At 61.9% G+C, this 17,324-nt stretch carries 12 protein-coding genes; 6 read left to right on the forward strand and 6 right to left on the reverse strand.

All coding sequences use genetic code 11. The annotated features are described in order from the left end of the window. Positions 1-182 precede the first annotated feature (182 nt). A complete protein-coding gene (locus tag PQU94_RS16525; RefSeq protein WP_272742537.1) occupies positions 183-1,238 on the reverse strand; it encodes an aspartate-semialdehyde dehydrogenase in 1,056 nt (351 codons plus the stop codon). A 312-nt stretch (positions 1,239-1,550) separates the two neighbouring features. Between PQU94_RS16525 and PQU94_RS16530 the strand changes: the two genes are divergently transcribed. Then, positions 1,551-2,036 carry a pentapeptide repeat-containing protein gene (locus PQU94_RS16530; protein ID WP_272742538.1) on the forward strand — a complete coding sequence of 162 codons (486 nt, stop codon included), beginning with the start codon at positions 1,551-1,553 and terminating at the stop codon, positions 2,034-2,036. A gap of 130 nt (positions 2,037-2,166) precedes the next feature. Here the strand turns inward: PQU94_RS16530 and aspS are convergent, their stop codons facing one another. Continuing rightward, positions 2,167-3,948, reverse strand: a complete 1,782-nt coding sequence (gene aspS, locus PQU94_RS16535; protein ID WP_272742539.1) for an aspartate--tRNA ligase — start codon at positions 3,946-3,948, stop codon at positions 2,167-2,169. A gap of 334 nt (positions 3,949-4,282) precedes the next feature. Between aspS and PQU94_RS16540 the strand changes: the two genes are divergently transcribed. Genes PQU94_RS16540 through PQU94_RS16550 form a run of 3 tightly spaced genes read left to right on the forward strand, consistent with a single transcriptional unit; the run spans position 4,283 to position 8,723 of the window. After that, complete coding sequence (locus PQU94_RS16540; RefSeq protein WP_272742540.1) at positions 4,283-4,948, forward strand: P-loop NTPase family protein; 666 nt, start codon at positions 4,283-4,285, stop codon at positions 4,946-4,948. 39 nt (positions 4,949-4,987) lie between these two features. Further along, complete coding sequence (locus tag PQU94_RS16545; RefSeq protein ID WP_272742541.1) at positions 4,988-7,216, forward strand: RNA degradosome polyphosphate kinase; 2,229 nt, start codon at positions 4,988-4,990, stop codon at positions 7,214-7,216. Continuing rightward, positions 7,197-8,723: a Ppx/GppA family phosphatase gene (locus PQU94_RS16550; RefSeq protein ID WP_272742542.1), complete on the forward strand. Its 1,527-nt coding sequence runs from the start codon at positions 7,197-7,199 to the stop codon at positions 8,721-8,723. The genes PQU94_RS16545 and PQU94_RS16550 overlap by 20 nt, the downstream gene beginning before the upstream one ends. A gap of 217 nt (positions 8,724-8,940) precedes the next feature. On the opposite strand, the gene PQU94_RS16555 is transcribed toward PQU94_RS16550, so the two are convergent. The 3 genes from PQU94_RS16555 to purM form a co-directional block, all read right to left on the reverse strand. Continuing rightward, positions 8,941-11,016 carry a S46 family peptidase gene (locus tag PQU94_RS16555; RefSeq protein ID WP_272742543.1) on the reverse strand — a complete coding sequence of 692 codons (2,076 nt, stop codon included), beginning with the start codon at positions 11,014-11,016 and terminating at the stop codon, positions 8,941-8,943. 86 nt (positions 11,017-11,102) lie between these two features. After that, positions 11,103-11,684 (reverse strand): phosphoribosylglycinamide formyltransferase, encoded by a 582-nt coding sequence (gene purN, locus PQU94_RS16560; RefSeq protein ID WP_272742544.1) that lies wholly within the window; start codon positions 11,682-11,684, stop codon positions 11,103-11,105. A 221-nt stretch (positions 11,685-11,905) separates the two neighbouring features. Beyond that, positions 11,906-12,934, reverse strand: coding sequence for a phosphoribosylformylglycinamidine cyclo-ligase (gene purM, locus PQU94_RS16565; RefSeq protein ID WP_272742545.1), 1,029 nt, complete (start codon positions 12,932-12,934; stop codon positions 11,906-11,908). 215 nt (positions 12,935-13,149) lie between these two features. On the opposite strand from purM, the gene rnd reads away from it, so the two are divergent. Further along, complete coding sequence (gene rnd / locus PQU94_RS16570) at positions 13,150-14,298, forward strand: ribonuclease D (RefSeq protein WP_272742546.1); 1,149 nt, start codon at positions 13,150-13,152, stop codon at positions 14,296-14,298. A 264-nt stretch (positions 14,299-14,562) separates the two neighbouring features. On the opposite strand, the gene ndk is transcribed toward rnd, so the two are convergent. Next, positions 14,563-14,979: a nucleoside-diphosphate kinase gene (ndk, locus tag PQU94_RS16575; protein WP_013480483.1), complete on the reverse strand. Its 417-nt coding sequence runs from the start codon at positions 14,977-14,979 to the stop codon at positions 14,563-14,565. 96 nt (positions 14,980-15,075) lie between these two features. On the opposite strand from ndk, the gene PQU94_RS16580 reads away from it, so the two are divergent. Further along, complete coding sequence (locus PQU94_RS16580; RefSeq protein ID WP_272742547.1) at positions 15,076-16,977, forward strand: ABC-F family ATP-binding cassette domain-containing protein; 1,902 nt, start codon at positions 15,076-15,078, stop codon at positions 16,975-16,977. Positions 16,978-17,324: the final 347 nt, after the last annotated feature.

Genomic DNA, 17,324 nt, shown 5'->3' on the forward strand with positions numbered 1-17,324 from the left:
AGCCGTTAAATCAACATGATGCCCAATGCGAGCGCGCATGAAAGTAAAGCCAGAATGATGAACGAATCACCATCCTGGCTCATATATTTTACTGAATGATTCTTAAGTGAACCGCATTACCCCACCACCCCGCCCTTCGGGCGCGGTCCCCCTCCCCAGCAAGCTGGGGAGGTATATGGGTCTTACGCCCAGGCCTTTTGTTTCAGCCATTCTTCGGCAATCTGCACGGCATTGAGCGCCGCGCCCTTGCGCAGGTTGTCGCCGCTGACGAACAAAGTCAGGCCGTGCGCCACGGTCGGATCGCGGCGGATGCGGCCCACCTGCACCGGATCGCGCCCGGTGACGGCCAGCGGATTGGGCACGTCGGCAAGTTCGACGCCGGGGGCTTCGGCCAGCAGGGCCAGCGCCGCCTCCGGCGTCATCGGGCGCTCGAATTCGGCATTGATCGACAGGGAATGGCCCGTAAAGACCGGCACGCGCACGCAGGTCGCCGCTACCTGCAACTCAGGGATGTCAAGGATCTTGCGGCTTTCGTCGCGCAGCTTCAGTTCCTCTTCCGTATAACCGTCCTCGCCAAGCACGTAGTTGAGCGGCACGACATTATAGGCGATCGGCACGGCCCATTTGCGCACCGTTCCCAAATCGACCGCCGTCCCGTCCTGCGCCAGAGCGGCGCAGGCGTCGGCACCCGCCACGATCTGATCACGCAGGATTTCGACCCCTTCCATGCCGCCGCCGGACACGGCCTGATAGGTGCTGGCGATCAGGCGCTTCAGCCCCGCCGCCTCGTGCAGCGGCTTCAGGACCGGCATGGCCGCCATGGTCGTGCAGTTGGGATTGGCGATAATGCCCTTGGGGACGTTGCGCAGGGCGTGCGGATTGACCTCAGCCACCACCAGCGGCACGTCGGAATCGCTGCGCCAGGCCGACGAATTGTCGATGACGATGGCCCCGGCGGCGGCCACCTTTTCGGCCAGCGCCTTTGAGGTCGAACCGCCCGCCGAGAAGAAGACGATATCGAGGCCGCTATAGTCGGCGGCGGAAGCGTCCTCCACCACGATTTCACGGTCTGCGAAGGTCACCCGACTGCCGGCCGAGCGGGCCGAGGCAAACAGGCGCAGCTTGTTCAGCGGAAAGCGGCGTTCAGCCAGAATGGACAGCATCATGCCGCCGACCAGGCCGGTGGCGCCAACTATCCCCACATTGGGAAACTGCGTATAATGGGATTGATCGTTCATAGGTCACGTCTCCTGCGTCAAAAAGGTTTGGCGGGAGGCGCGAGGTGTTGGGTTTTCTGTGAAACCTGCCCCGCGCGTTCCGCGGGGCTTCGTCCAGATGCCTTGGCTTACACCGTCAGCACGACCGGACCGGCCCCGCGAAGCGGGTCGGCTTGGTAGTGGCTTTGGTGGCGGTCATCTGAAACATGAAAGCGGCTTTACCGGGAATGAGGGGTTTTGTAAACCGCTCTTATACCCCCGGTTTATGGGCGGGGTATAGGCGCAGGCCCCGTTCTTGCTTAAGACAAGCGAAACCATAAGAGGTGTCCCATCATGAAACGCATCGCTCTGGCTGTGGCCGCGCTTTCGCTGTTTGCCCTTCCCGCTTCGGCGCAAAACCCTGTGCAGATCGACCGTGCAGGCTCGGGCGCATCCTGCCCCGGCTGCAACCTGTTTCAGGCCGATTTCTCCGGCAAGACGCTGAAAGGCAAGAACTTTGCGGGAGCGCGCCTGCGTCAGGCGGACCTGTCGAGCGGCATCTATAACGGTACGACCTTTGCGGGCGGTGACCTGCGTGACCTTAACGGGTTTGGCTCGCTGTTCGGCCATGCCAATTTCGCGCGCACCAATCTGACCAATGCCAATTTCGTCGGGGCCTATCTCGAAGGGGCCAATTTTGCGGGTGCCAATCTGAGCGGCGTCAACTTCTCCGGGGCCGAGATGGCGTCGGCGCGCGGCATCACCCAGCGCATGATGGATCAGGCCTGCGGCGACAAGACGACCGTGGCACCGAAGGGTATCCGCGTTCCGGTGTGCTAAACCTATGGGGTTTGGGGCCTGCGGCCCCAAGTCTTCATATATTCAAAATAAAAGCCTGCCGGTTTCCGGCAGGCTTTTATTTTGAAAGTAAAAAGGTTTGTGGGGTCACGGACCCCACACCCCATTCACATCAGCTCACCTTGATCGGCAGTTGCGTCCGGATATGCAGTTCCTTCAACTGCTTCTCCGTCACCTCCGACGGCGCGCTCATCATCACGTCCTGCCCCTGCTGGTTCAGCGGGAAGGCGATGACCTCGCGGATCGCCGTCTGACCGGCCAGTAACATCACAATGCGGTCGATACCGGGGGCCAGACCACCGTGCGGCGGCGCGCCGTACTTGAAGGCGTTGAGCATCCCGCCAAACTGGCTTTCGACCACATCGGCCCCATAGCCCGCGATCTCAAAGGCCTTAAGCATGATCTCCTGCTTGTGGTTCCGGATCGCGCCGGAGCACAGCTCATAGCCGTTGCAGACGATGTCGTACTGATAGGCCAGAATGTCGAGCGGGTCCTTGGTGAGGAGCGCCTCCATCTCGCCCTGCGGCATGGAGAAGGGGTTGTGCGAGAAATCGACCTTCTTCTCGTCCTCATTGTACTCGAACATCGGGAAATCGACGATCCAGCAGAAGCGGAACTGATCCTCGTCCACCAGGTTGAGATCGGTGCCGACCTTGGTGCGCGCCAGACCGGCGAACTTGTAGAAGACCTTGGGGTCGCCAGCCACGAAGAAGGCCGCGTCGCCCTGCCCCAGACCCAGAGCCGTCATCAGCGCCGTGGTGGCGTCGTTGCCGAGGTTCTTGGCGATGGGGCCGCCCCACGCGCCCTGATCCTCGGACCAGAAGATGTAGCCGAGGCCCGGCTGGCCCTCGCCCTGCGCCCACGAATTCATGCGGTCGCAGAAGGCGCGCGAGCCGCCCTTGGGGGCCGGAATGGCCCACACGGCATTGGCGCTGTTTTCGAGGATACGCGCGAAGAGGCCAAAGCCGCCGCCGCGGAAATGCTCCGACACGTCCTGCATCTCGATCGGGTTGCGCAGGTCGGGCTTGTCCGAGCCGTACTTGGCGATGGACTCTTTGTAGGGGATGCGCTGGAACGGATAGCTGGACACGCGCTTGCCTTCACCGAACTCGGTAAACAGGCCGTGCATCACCGGCTCGATGGCCGCGAACACGTCTTCCTGCGTCACAAAGCTCATCTCGATATCGAGCTGATAGAATTCCAGCGAACGGTCGGCGCGCAGGTCTTCGTCACGGAAGCACGGGGCGATCTGGAAATAGCGGTCGAAACCCGACACCATCAGCAACTGCTTGAACTGCTGCGGCGCTTGCGGCAGGGCGTAGAACTTGCCCGCATGCAGACGCGACGGCACCAGGAAGTCGCGCGCCCCTTCGGGTGACGAGGCCGTCAGGATGGGGGTCTGGTATTCCAGAAAACCCTGCGCCACCATACGGTTACGGATCGACTGAATGACGCGCGAGCGCAGCACGATGTTCTTGTGCAGGGTTTCGCGACGCAGGTCGAGGAAGCGGTTTTTCAGTCGGATTTCTTCGGGATATTCGGGCTCCCCGAACACCGGCAGCGGCAGCTCGGCGGCTTCGGACAGCACTTCGATATCCGACACCACGACTTCGATAGCCCCGGTCGGCAGGTTGGGATTGACAGTCGCCTCATCCCGCGCCACCACCTTGCCATCGACGCGGATAACGCTTTCAGCGCGCAAGCGTTCAACCTTGGCAAAGCCCGCGCTGTCCGGATTGAACACCAGTTGCGTCAGGCCGTAATGGTCGCGCAGATCGATGAACAACAGGCCGCCGTGGTCGCGCTTGCGGTGAATCCAGCCCGACACGCGCACCTCGGCGCCGGCGTCGGTGGCGCGCAGCGCGCCGCAGGTATGGGTACGGTAACTATGCATTGTGAGTCTCTGAATCCGGCTCAAAAAACGGTTGGGGGCTAGGGCACATGACAGGGGCGGATTGTCAAGACTTGTGTCCGGACTCCCGGCAAAAAGCCGCCCCCGAATTTCATTTTATTTTGCAAGTGAGATGTTTTTTTGGATTTTAACCTCGGATGCACACGGATGATCGCCTGCGGCGATTGCACGGATAGTCAGACCCACACGCCTTGATCTGCTCGGGCCTTCCGTGTCTATCCGTAGTAGCTTTTCCCCAGATTAGTCCCCGAAACGACCCAAAGCCATAATGCGCCTGCCGATTGCCTTCTGCGCCCCATCTTCCTAAGTTAAGCGCATGGCGCATCAGTACCCGCTCGACCTGTCCCTGCCTGCCCCCTATGCGGCGGCGAACTTTGTCGTCTCCGACGCCAATCGCGCCCTGTTCGACCTTCTGAGGCCGCCCGCCGAATGGCTGAACCCGCATCTGGTGCTGACCGGACCAGCCGGCACCGGCAAGACCCACGCCGGCCATGTGTTTGCTGAAACGCACGGGGCGCACTGGCTGAGCCCCGGCGTGCCCGTACCCGACACCGCCACCCGGTTCGTGGTTGATGAGGCCGAAAATTTCGATCAGGAGGTCCTGTTCCACCTTTATAACCGCACGGCGGCGAACGGCCGCCTGTTGCTGCTGTCACGGCTGCACCCGGCGCAATGGACCATCCGTGTGCCCGATTTCGAGTCGCGGCTGAAGGCCATGCGCGTCGTCGATATGCCGGAACCGGACGATAGCCTGCTGAAAAGCGTGCTGAAGAAGCTGTTTGAAGCGCGCGTCATCACGCCATCCGACGACGTGCTGGAATATCTCAGCCGCCGCATGGAGCGCTCCGTGGCACACGCCCAAAAAATTGTCACGGGTCTTGAGGCATATGCCAATGGCCGCGCCTTTACCCGGTCTCTGGCCCGTCAATTTATCGAGACGAGTGAAAATATGACTTGGTTCGACGATTGGGATGAGATTTAGTTGGGCCAAAGCGCATAATAAAAAGGATTCTGAACCGCTATGCCCGCCTCCGAAACCGTCAATGACATCATCCGCACGAACGCGCCGGCGGCGGCTGAGCCTCAGCCAGAGTCTCAAATTGACCTGACCTCGGACGAGGCGCTGGGCGATGCGCTCTATATCAACCGCGAACTGTCGTGGCTGGCTTTCAACAAGCGGGTGATCGAAGAGGCCGAAAATCCGCGCCACCCGTTGCTGGAGCGGCTGCGCTTCCTGTCGATTTCGGCCAACAATCTCGATGAATTCTACATGGTGCGCGTCGCCGGTCTTCAGGGTCAGGTGCGCGAAGGCGTGCGTATCCTGTCCGAAGACGGCCACACCCCGGCCGAACAGCTTGAGGCCGTCAACAAGGTCGCTCAGGCCCTGATGAACAAGCAGCAGACCATCTGGTCCAAGCTGAAGGCCGAGCTTTCGGCCAATGGCCTGATCCTGCTGGATCACAAGGAGGTCACCAAGACCGACACGGCGTGGCTGGAAAAGCGCTTCCATGAGCAGCTTTTCCCCGTGCTGACGCCGCTCGCCATCGACCCGGCGCACCCCTTCCCCTTCATACCCAATCTTGGCTTCTGTATCGCGCTGAAACTGCAACGCCGGGCCGATGCCAAGGTGCTCTACGCGCTGGTGCCCATCCCCACGGGCGTGCGTCGCTTCTGGGAGATTGGCGGCAATTCGCGCGGTCAGAACACGCGGCGCAAATTCGTCACGCTGGAGGGCATGGTGGTCATGTTCGCCCAGCAGATCTTCCCCGGCTTCGATATTCTGGGCAAAGGCGTCTTCCGCATCATCCGCGACTCGGACATCGAAATCGAGGAAGAGGCCGAAGACCTGGTGCGTGAGTTCGAGGCCCTGCTGAAGCAGCGCCGCCTCGGTTCGGTGGTGCGCGTCAAGTTCGGCGCCTCCATGCCCGAAGACCTGCGCGAATTCATCATCGAGCAGTTGCACGCCCAGCCGCAGGACGTGACCATTGTCGATGGCATTCTGGGCATGTCCGAGCTGTCGCAGCTTATCCCGCCCGACCGTAACGACCTGAAATTCAAGCCCTACACGCCGCGCTTCCCGGAACGCATCCGCGACAATGCCGGGGACATCTTCTCGGCCATCCGCGAAAAGGACATTCTGGTCCACCACCCGTTTGAAAGTTTCGACGCTGTGGTGCAGTTCCTGCGGCAGGCGGCGCGCGACCCCAACGTCATCGCCATCAAACAGACGCTTTACCGCACCTCAAAGGACTCGCCCATCGTCGCGGCCCTCATCGAAGCCGCCGAGCAGGGCAAGAACGTCACGGCGCTGGTCGAAATCAAGGCGCGCTTTGACGAAGAGGCCAATCTGCGCTGGGCCCGCGCCATGGAACGCGCGGGCGTGCACGTCGTCTATGGCTTTGTGGAGTACAAGACCCACGCCAAGCTGAGCGTCGTGGCGCGCCGCGAAGGCGAGGCCCTGCGCACCTATTGCCACTTCGGCACCGGCAACTATCACCCGGTGACGGCCAAGGTCTATACGGACCTGAGCCTGTTTACCGCCGACCCGGCGCTGGGGCGCGACGCCATGCGCGTCTTCAACTTCATCACCGGCTATGCCCGCCCGGACGTGATGGAAAAGCTCTACTTTTCGCCCGTGACGCTGAAGCAGGGGCTGATCTATCTGATCGAACAGGAAATCGCCAATGCCCGCGCCGGCAAGCCCGCGCAAATCTGGGCCAAGATGAATTCGCTGGTCGATCCGGTGATCATCCGCAAGCTCTATCAGGCCTCGCAGGCCGGGGTGCAGATCGACCTCGTCATCCGCGGCATCTGCTGCCTGCGTCCGGGCGTGGCGGGCTATTCGGACAATATCCGCGTCAAGTCGATCGTCGGGCGCTTCTTGGAGCACACGCGCATCGTCTGCTTTGCCAACGGCCACGCCCTGCCGTCGGATCAGGCCCGCGTCTTCATCTCCTCCGCCGACTGGATGAGCCGCAATCTGGACCGCCGTGTCGAGACCCTGATCCCGGTGGACAATCCCACCGTCCACCGTCAGGTGCTAGATCAGATCATGGTCGCCAACCTCAATGACGAGGCGCAGTCGTGGAACCTGTCGTCAGACGGCACCTATACGCGCTTTGATACGACCGGCCTCGATGCGCCCTTCTCCGCCCACGAATACTTCATGACAAACCCGTCGCTGTCCGGTAGAGGTCGCGGCGTCAAGGATCTCCCCCAAGCGTTTGATCATGTCGGTGCCCGAAAGTAGCTTTGCCCCCCTTCCCGCCGCGACGGCCCTGCCCGCCGCCTACTACACGGCCGTCATCGACATCGGGTCCAACTCGGTGCGTCTGGTCATCTATCGCGTCGAGGGTCGCTCGATCTGGCCGGTGCACAATGAGAAGGTGCTGGCCGGGCTGGGGCGTGAACTGATGAGCAGCGGCCGCCTGAGCCCGTCGGGCTGCCGTGACACGCTGATCGCGCTGAAACGCTTTCGCTTTATCGTTGATTCCTACCCCCTGTCGCAGGTGCACGCCGTGGCGACCGCTGCCATCCGTGAGGCCGAAGACGGCCCGGACATGGTGCAAACTATTGAGGCCGAAACGGGCTTCAAGGTGCGCGTCCTCAGCGGGGCCGAAGAGGCCTATTACTCGGCGCTGGGCGTGCTGTGCGGCCATGATGATGCGGTCGGCGTGGTGGGCGACCTCGGCGGCTCGAGCCTTGAACTGATTGATCTGCAAGGTGAAAACGCCTTCAAAGGCATTACCCTGCCCCTGGGGCCGTTTGCGCTGGGGGCTCCAGCGGCGGTCGATATCGACAAGACCCTGACGCGCATCCGTGAGGTTCTGACGCCGCACAAGGATCGCTTTCAGTTTGCAACCTTTCATGCAGTCGGCGGTGCGTGGCGCAACCTCGCCATCATCTGGATGCAGAAGGCCAACTATCCGCTTCAGATCGTTCAGCAATTTGAGCTGCCCGCGCGCGAAGCCCTCAATATCTGCCGCCTGATCGCTACCCAGTCGCCCGCCTCGCTGGAACGCATCCGCGGCGTCACCAAGCGGCGCATGGAGCATCTGGCCTATGCGGCTCTGGTGCTTCAGGCCCTGATCGAAACCTTCGGCTTCGACACCATCAACTTCTCGGCCAACGGTCTGCGCGAAGGCGTCCTGTTTGAACAACTGCCGAAGGCCGTACAAAAGCGCGACCCGCTGATCGAAGGCTGCGCTGCTCTGGGGGCGCGTCAGGGCATCAGCAACGATATGGGGCCGGCTCTGGCCCAGTGGGTATGCGATTTCTACGATACCACCTCCGGCATCGACATACCGGATGTGCGTCTGATCCGCGCGGCCTCCAAGTTGGCCGACATGGGCGCGCTGCTGCACCCCGACCACCGCGCCGACCTCGTCTGCGATCAGGTGCTGCGTGCCCCCATTCCGGGGCAGAACCACGCCGAGCGCGTCTTCCTCGCCTCGACCCTGTTCACCCGCTATTCCGGCGACGCCTATACCAAGGAGCCGGTGCTGATCAGCCGTATTCTAGGCGATGACGGGCTTGAGCGGGCCACACGGCTGGGTCTGGCCCTGCGGCTGGGCTGCGACCTTTCGGCCAAGTCGGGCGCCCTGCTCAGCCACGCCCACCTGACGCAGCAGGGCCGCGATCTGGTGCTGGAGGCCAAGAGCGGCTGGGAAGACCTGCTCCTGGGCGAACAGACCCGCAAACGCGCCAAGGCGCTGGCCAATGCGCTGAAACTCAACCTGAAAATGGGAAGTTATTGAGGTCTGCCCCTCTCCTCCCTGTTGCGCAGCAATGGGGAGGTGCCGAGCTTGCGAGGCGGAGGGGGATGACACGGAAAAAGGCCGGGGACGCGATTCCCGGCCTTATCTGATTTCAAGGGGCCGCGCGCGTAACCGACGAAGGCGCAATCCCCCTCCGTCAGTCTGCTTCGCAGCCTGCCACCTCCCCATGCCTTCGGCACAGGGAGGCGATTTTGACTTACTTACCGGTCAGTTCTTTCACCAGCGCCTTCTGGTCATAGACCTTGTCCAGCGCTTCAAGGATGGCGGTCGAGGCCACGGTGACGGTGCGGTTGATCGTACCGTCGTAGTAGTACGCACCACCCAGAGAATGGATATTGCCGTCAAAGGCCGCGCCCACGACTTCGGCCTTGGCATTGATCACCGGCGAGCCGGAATTGCCGCCGATGATGTCGTTGGTCGAGGAGAAGTTATAGACGATCTTCGGGTCGATCTTGCCCTTGGCGGCGGCAAACTTCGGCGACAGCTCATAGGGGTCGTTGCCCGTGGCACGGTCATAAAGGCCCGCGAACTGCGTAAAGGCCGGCACGGTCTGACCGCGATAGGTCCAGCCCGTCACCTTGCCATAGGACAGGCGCAGCGAGAAGGTCGCGTCCGGATAGGTCGAGTTGCCGTAGGCCTTGAAGCGGATCTTGGCGACCTTTTCGGCGGCGATGCGCGTCGGGCCCGAAACCCTGGCTTCGTATTCCTTGCGTAGCGCCAGAGCCTGATCGTCGATTTTCAGCGCATACTGAATCATCGGGTCATCAGAGGCCTGAATGGCCGCCAGACCACCCTCCCACAGGGCCTTGCGCACCGCCGGATCACCCAGCTTCGTGCCTTCGATCAGGCGCTTCGACAGGCCTTCGGGCGATTCCTTGCCCAGCATCAACTGGGTGATGGCGTTATCGGTGGTCAGATATTCGCGCGCCTTGAGCAGGCGGAATTCGAGGAAGATGCGCTCATGCGCCGGGATGATGTTCGCCTTATCCAGAAGGCGCTTTTCCACCAGCGGCAGGCGCGTATCGGCAAATTCCGGCAGGCGCTCGGCCGACGGCTTGGCGCGCTCCCTGGCGGCACGCACCAGGGTGCGGGCATAGGAGAAGAGGCTCGACGAATTGAGCGACGAGTCGAGGAAATAGTAGGGCAGATAGAGGTCCTTGGCCGCCACCTGAACCGCCGACAGATCGGCCCACGGATCGCCATAGAGCGCCTTGTCCTCCGCGCTCATACCCGCCTTCAGGGCGACTTCCTCGGCGCGCTTGGCCTCCATGACCTTGGGGTCCTGAAGCGCCAGTTGCTGACCATAGAAGACCTTGAAGCCGTTTTCGAGGCTGGTCAGGGTATCGACGGTGATCTTCTTGTTGGCCTCAGATTCGGCGCCAAACTGGATCAGGCGGCCGCGCAGTTCCGAGCGCATCAGTTGCTGGGTCGGAATGGTCACATCGCGCAGGGTTTCAAGCTGAGAGACGGTCAACAGACGGCTGGTCGAACCGGGGTTACCCGCCACCAGCACCAGCTCGTTTTCCTTGGGCGCCGTCGTGGCGAATTTGAGGTGCTGCGGCGTCTTCACCGGCTGACCATTCTCGTACAGGCGCAGGAAGCCGGAATCGAGGTTGTAGCGCGGGAAGTTGAAATTGTCGGGGTCACCGCCAAAGAAGGCGGCCTTATATTCCGGATAGAAGACCAGACGCACATCGGTGTAGCGACGGTACTTATAGAGCTTGTACTCGCCGCCCTGATAGAAGCTGATCACCTGACAACGGATCGTCTTGTCGTCGCCGCACCCGGCCTTTTCCAGCTCAGCCGACTTGACGTTCTGCGCCTTGACGAAATCGCCGCCGGTCAGGCCCTTGGTGGCGGCATTGATGTCCTTGGTCACGTCGGTGATCGACAAAAGGATTTCCGCCGTCTGACCGGGGCAGGTCTTTTCCTCGGTTCGCGCCTTGGTCACGAAGCCGTCACTGACGTAATCCGTCTGCGGCGTAGACAGGTCCTGCGCACAGGCAATCACGCAGTGGGCATTGGTCAGCACCAGACCGTCCGGCGACACCACTGAGGCCGAGCAGCCCGACAGGCGCACCGCCGCGGCCTGCACCTTGTCCATCCACGCCTTATCGAGCGTCACACCGTATGTCTCCTTGACCTTGGCGGAGGGGAAGTTGTCGAAGGTCCACATGCCTTCGTCGGCCAGAGCCGTACCCGGCGCGGCAGGAGCCATGACGGCGGCCAGCGCAAAGGCGGCCCCGTAGGTAAGGACGGATTTCAGCGACATGCGAGCGCATCCTGTGTAAATTTATAACAGGCTGCGGACTTTACATGAGCGCCTTTGTTGCGCAAGAAACCTTAACAGCGGCCGGATTACATTTTTGTTAGAATATCGCGCACGGCGGCGGGATAGAGCCGGTGTTCCTCTGTCAGCACCCGCGCCGCCAGCGTATCGGGCGTATCGCCCTCAAGGATCGGCACGCGGGCCTGAGCGATCAAGGCCCCCTCGTCCACCCCGGCGGACACCCAGTGGATGCTGCACCCGGCCTCGGCATCCCCGGCGTCTATGGCGCGTTCGTGGGTGTGCAGGCCCTTGTATTTCGGCAGCAATGACGGGTGAATATTGATCATCCGTCCCTCCCACTGCGTCACCAGCCACGGCGTCAGGATACGCATATAGCCGGCCAGACAGATGAATTCGACGCCACGTGCCCGCAACTCAGCGTCGATGGCGCGCTCATGCGCCTCGCGGTCCTTGCCGAAGGGCTTGTGATCAACGGCCAGCGCCTCGATGCCTTGCGACGCGGCCCACTCAAGCCCGGCGGCGGCAGGATCGTTGGACACCACCACGACACATTCGGCCGGAAAGTCCGGGGCTTTGGCAGCTTCGACAAGGGCCATCATATTGGACCCCCGTCCGGAGATGAAAATGGCGATTCTGGTTTTGTGCGTCATGCAGTCCTCCTACTCCCCCAACCTGTTTGGGGGAGGTGGCATCCGCGGAGCGGATGACGGAGGGGGGCTCGGATAAGCACCAACAACGCAGTGCTTTCGCAGCTTGCGCTGCCCCCCACCACCGCATCTCGCCGCATACATGCGGCATCGTGCGGTCCCAACGCTGACGAAAGCTATACTTTCGCTGGCGCTATACCCCAGCAAGCTGGGGAGGTGTATGCCTATTCCGCGACCAACTGGCCGCAAATAAAGGCGTCTTCGCCCGCATTGAGCAGCGCCGCCAGCACCGCGTCGGCATTGTGCGGCTTCACATAGAGCACGAAGCCAACACCACAGTTAAAGGTGCGTAGCATTTCGTGTGTGTCGATATTGCCCGTCTGCATCAGCCACTGGAAGACCGGCGGGAAGGTCCAGCCGTCGAAATCGAACTCGGCCTTCAGACCCTCGGCAATGGCGCGGCCGGGGTTTTCGATCAGGCCGCCGCCCGTGATATGCGCCCCGCCGGTAACCAGACCCGCCTTCATCAGCGGCAGAACCGACGAAATATAGATGCGCGTCGGCTCCAGCAGGGCCTGAGCCAGCGATTTTTCGGTGGCAAACGGCGCATCGTCGGCCCAGCTCAGGCCCGAGCGCTCCACCACCTTGCGGATCAGCGAATAGCCGTTGGAGTGCGGCCCCGACGAGCCCAGAGCGATGATCAGATCGCCCGCCGCCTGTGCCTCCAGCTTCGGCAGCACCTTGTCGCGGTTGACCGCGCCGACGCTGAACCCGGCCAGATCGTAGTCTTCGCCCTCGTACATGCCGGGCATTTCGGCGGTTTCGCCGCCCACCAGCGCGCAGCCCGCGCGCTTGCAGCCTTCGGCAATGCCGGCCACGACGCGGCGCGCCGTATCGACGTCCAGCTTCGACGTCGCGTAATAGTCGAGGAACATCAGGGGCTCCGCCCCTTGCGCCAGCAGATCGTTGACGCACATGGCCACCAGGTCGATACCCACCGTGTCGTGGCGGTTGGTGTCGATGGCGATACGCAGCTTGGTGCCCACGCCGTCCGTCGTCGTGACGATCAGCGGGTCGTCATAGCCCGCGGCCTTCAGATCGAACAGGGCACCGAACCCGCCCAGGCTGGCCTCGGCACCGGGGCGGCGCGTGGCCTTGGCCAGCGGTTTGATGGCGTCCACAAGCGCTTCGCCCGCGTCGATATCGACGCCGGACTGGGCATAGGTAAGGCCGTTGGATTGGGGCTCGGTCATAAAAGCTAACCTTAAGTGTGCGCGCCGGAAAGCGATTTGAGGGTGATTTGCGCGCTCTATAACCGGCTTGACGCTTTTCGTCCCGCAAAAACTTGCTATAGCTATTCGCAAAATCGTCAAATCGTGCGCCGGATTGCCGCCGTGCGGTCTTCCCTCTTCATCGCCGTGGAAAAAGACGGGCATCCCCGTCGCACTTCACGCACAAAGTCGTCTTTATGCCCACCATCACCACGACCGCCGCCCTCACCGACTTCTGCGCCAAAATCGCCAGTGCCCCGTTCATCACCGTCGATACGGAGTTCATGCGCGAAACCACCTACTGGCCCAAGCTGTGCCTGATACAGGCGGCTTCGGAAGACCACGCGGGCATTATCGACCCCCTGTCCCCTGACCTCGATCTTCAGCCGTTTCTGGACCTGCTGACCGATCCGGCCATCCTCAAGGTTTTCCACGCCTGCCGTCAGGACGTGGAAATCTTCAACAATCTGGGGGCCATGCCCGCCCCGGTCTTCGACACGCAGGTCGCGGCCATGGCGGCGGGCTTCGGCGATCAGGTGGCCTACGATTCGCTGGTCCGTCAGGTGATCAAGGTCGATATCGACAAGGGCTCGCGCTTCACCGACTGGTCGCGCCGCCCCCTGTCCGAGCAGCAATTGCAGTACGCGCTGGGCGATGTGACGCATCTGGCCAAGCTCTATCCGAAGCTGGTCGAAAAGCTGAAAGCCCAGAACCGCTACGAATGGGTCGCCGCCGAAATGGCCGATCTGACCGATCCGAAGCTTTATAACACCTCGCCGGACGACGCCTGGAAGCGCCTGCGTCCGCGCAAGCCCTCGCTCAAATACATGGCGGTGTTCAAGGAGGTCGCGGCGTGGCGCGAGCGCGTGGCGCAGGAGCGCGATCAGCCGCGCGGCCGCATCCTCAAGGACGAGGGCGTGGACGAAATCGCCACCCAACTGCCCACCGATGCGGCGGCCTTTGACCGCCTGCGTTCGACCCCCAAGGGCTTCGGGGCGTCCAAATTCGGCATCGAACTGTGCGAGGTGATCCAGACGGCTCTGGCCGAGCCGGAAAAGTACGCGCCTAAGGTCGATAAGGCCCCGCCGCCGGTGCAGGTCCCGGCCAGCGTGGTGGAACTTCTGAAGGTGCTGCTGCGCGTGCGCTGCGAAGACGAAGGTGTGGCCCCGAAACTGATCGCCTCCGTGGCCGATCTGGAAAAGATCGCACTGGATGACAAGGCCAATGTCCCGGCGCTCGAAGGCTGGCGGCGCAAGGTGTTCGGCGACGACGCCATCAAGCTGAAAAAGGGCGAACTGGCGCTGGTGCTCAACGGCACCCGCGTCGAGGTGGTTGAACTGGATTAGGGTCGCGGCCAAAGGATTTAGCCACGAAAAACACGAAAATCACGAACAACGCGGTCAACCTTGGGCGCGCAGCCTTTTTATGCTTTTCGTGTTTTTCGTGGCTAGAGCGAAATGACTTAGGTGGAAACGCCATTTCGCTCTAAATTTTTGTTTTGTCGCGATGTTCTTACGGAAAACCGCTCACACTTTTCCGCACATCGCTCTAATAAAAAACCCCGCCGGGCGTACCTGCGGGGTTTTTAAGTTTCGGCAATAGGCCTCAGATTAACCGACGATTTCGGCTTCCGAGAAGAACTGCGCGATTTCGATGGCAGCGTTTTCGTCGGAGTCCGAACCGTGCGCGGTGTTTTCACCGATCGACAGGGCGAACAGCTTGCGGACGGTGCCTTCGGCGGCCTGTTCCGGGTTGGTGGCGCCCAGCACTTCACGGTACTTGGCGACGGCGTTTTCGCCTTCCAGAACCTGAACGACGACCGGCGCGGCCGTCATTTGCTCAACCAGTTCGCCGAAGAAGGGGCGCTCCTTGTGGACGCCGTAAAAGCGCTCGGCCTGAGCCTTGGTGAAGTGAACGCGCTTTTGAGCGACGATGCGCAGGCCGGCGGCCTCGATCACGGCGTTGACGGCGCCGGTGATGTTGCGGCGGGTAGCGTCGGGCTTCAGGATGGAGAAGGTACGGGACATGGGAAATCCGTTTTGTCTTGCGTTTAGGTTGGGGCGGCTTATAGCGAGGCCGACGGCTTACGCCAACCGCTTTTTTACGACGTTTTTTACAGTCTCATGCTTCAGATCACCAACCTGACCTACGACGCCTATGGCCGTCGCTTCTTTGATGGCGCCAGCCTGACCCTGACGCCGGGAACCAAGGCCGGTCTGGTGGGGCTGAATGGCGTCGGCAAATCCACCCTGTTCGGGCTGATATTGGGTAAGTCGCAGCCCGGCGGCGGCGAAATCACCACGCCCAAGGGCTGGCGCGTGGCCAGTGTCGATCAGGAAATCGCCGCCTCACCGCAGCACCTGATCGACGCGGTTCTGGCCATCGACACGCGCCGCGCCAGTCTTCTGAAGGCGCTGGAAACCGCCGATCCGATGCAGCAGGCGGAAATCCACCACGACCTCTACGCCATCGGCGCGGACCGTGCGCCGTCGCGCGCTGCGGAAATCCTCAGTGGTCTGGGTTTTTCCAATGCCGACCTGACGCGGCCCATCTCGGATTTTTCCGGTGGCTGGCGGATGCGGGCAGCTTTGGCCGGGGCGTTGCTTGCCGAGCCCGATCTGCTGCTGCTCGATGAGCCGACCAACTATCTCGACCTCGAAGGGGCCCTGTGGCTGGAAGCCAAGCTGAAACGCTACCCCAATGCCGCCCTGATGATCTCGCACGACCGCGACCTGCTCAACGAGTCGGTCGATGCCATCGTGCACGTGGTCGGGCAAAGGCTCGACTATTACAGCGGCAATTACGACACTTTCGAGCGGATGCGCGCCGAAAAGGCTCGACTCAACGCCGCCAATGCCGCCAAGCAGGAGGCCGAACGCGCCCACCTTCAAGCCTTTGTCGATCGGTTCAGGGCCAAGGCATCGAAGGCCTCGCAGGCCCAGTCGCGCATGAAGAAGCTGGAAAAGCTGCCGCCGATTGCCGCCAATATTCAGGACCGCGTCGCGCCCTTCCGCCTGCCCTCGCCTGAAAAGGAACTGGCCCCGCCGATCCTGCGTCTGGACGACGCCAGCGTCGGTTATGGGGATACGGTCATCCTTCGGAACATCAACATCCGGCTCGATCCCGATGATCGGATTGGGGTTCTGGGGGTCAACGGGGCCGGTAAATCGACCTTTGCCAAGCTGCTGGCCGGAGCCCTGACCGAAATGCACGGCACGCAGTGGCGCGACCGCCGTATGACCGTCGCCTGGTTCCATCAGCATCAGATCGAGGCCATGGACCCGGAGGACACGCCTCTGGAGATGATGCGCCGCGCCCGTCCGGATGAGACCGAATCCAAGCGCCGCGGGCGTCTGGGCAGCTTCGGCATGACGGTCGAAAAGGTCGAAACCAAGGTGAAGGACCTGTCAGGCGGTGAGCGCGCGCGCCTCCTGCTCAACATGGTGGCCATGGACGGCCCGCACCTGCTGATCCTCGATGAGCCGACCAACCACCTTGATATCGACTCGCGCCGCGCCCTGCTCGATGCGCTGAACGATTATGAAGGCGCGGTACTGATCATCACCCACGACCGCTCGCTGGTCGAACTGGTGGCGGACAAGCTGTGGCTGGTCAATGACGGGACGGTGAAGACCTATACCGGCACGATGGACGACTATGCCAAGCTGGTGGTCGAACGCGCCAAGACGGCGACGCGCGAGGAAGCGCAGGCCGCCGCCAAGGACAAGCCGGCCAGCGTCAATACCAAGGAGGCGCGCAAGGCCGCCGCCGCCGCCCGTAACGCCATCGCGCCGCTGAAGAAAAAGGCCGATGATCTTGAGCGTCAGATTGAGACCTTGGGCAACAAGATCAAGATGATCGACCTGAAACTTTCGGACCCGGACATCTATGTGAAGGCCCCGGCCGAGGCTGTCAGGCTCGGCAAGGAAAAGGCCAAGCTGGAAGACGATCTGGTGAAGATGGAAGGCGACTGGATGGACGCCGCCGAAGTCTATGAGACGGCCAAAACCGAGGCGGGGCTTTAATCTCCTCCCTGGGCGAAGCGTGGGGAGGTGCCGAGCAAGCGAAGCGCGTCGAGGCGGAGGGGGATCACTCGGTTTCACCCACGGACACGACGTTTGTAGTCCGTAGCCTCTTCGCTGGCTCATCTGGCAGAGTCGCCCCCCTCCACCACTTCGTGGTCCCCCTCCCCGCGCTTCGCGCAGGGAGGAGAGAAGTCCGCAAATTGCGTGATTTGCGACGAACTAGGCGCCCAAAGACCGCGATTTGCCTAGAGCATTCGTCGGCTAAGTTGAGCCGCCGAATGGCTCTAAGTTTTTGTGTGGTCGCGCAATTTTTCCGAAAAGTGGTATCCACTTTATCGGATTGCGCT

The organism is Asticcacaulis currens (genome assembly GCF_028550395.1).
Taxonomy (GTDB): domain Bacteria; phylum Pseudomonadota; class Alphaproteobacteria; order Caulobacterales; family Caulobacteraceae; genus Asticcacaulis; species Asticcacaulis currens.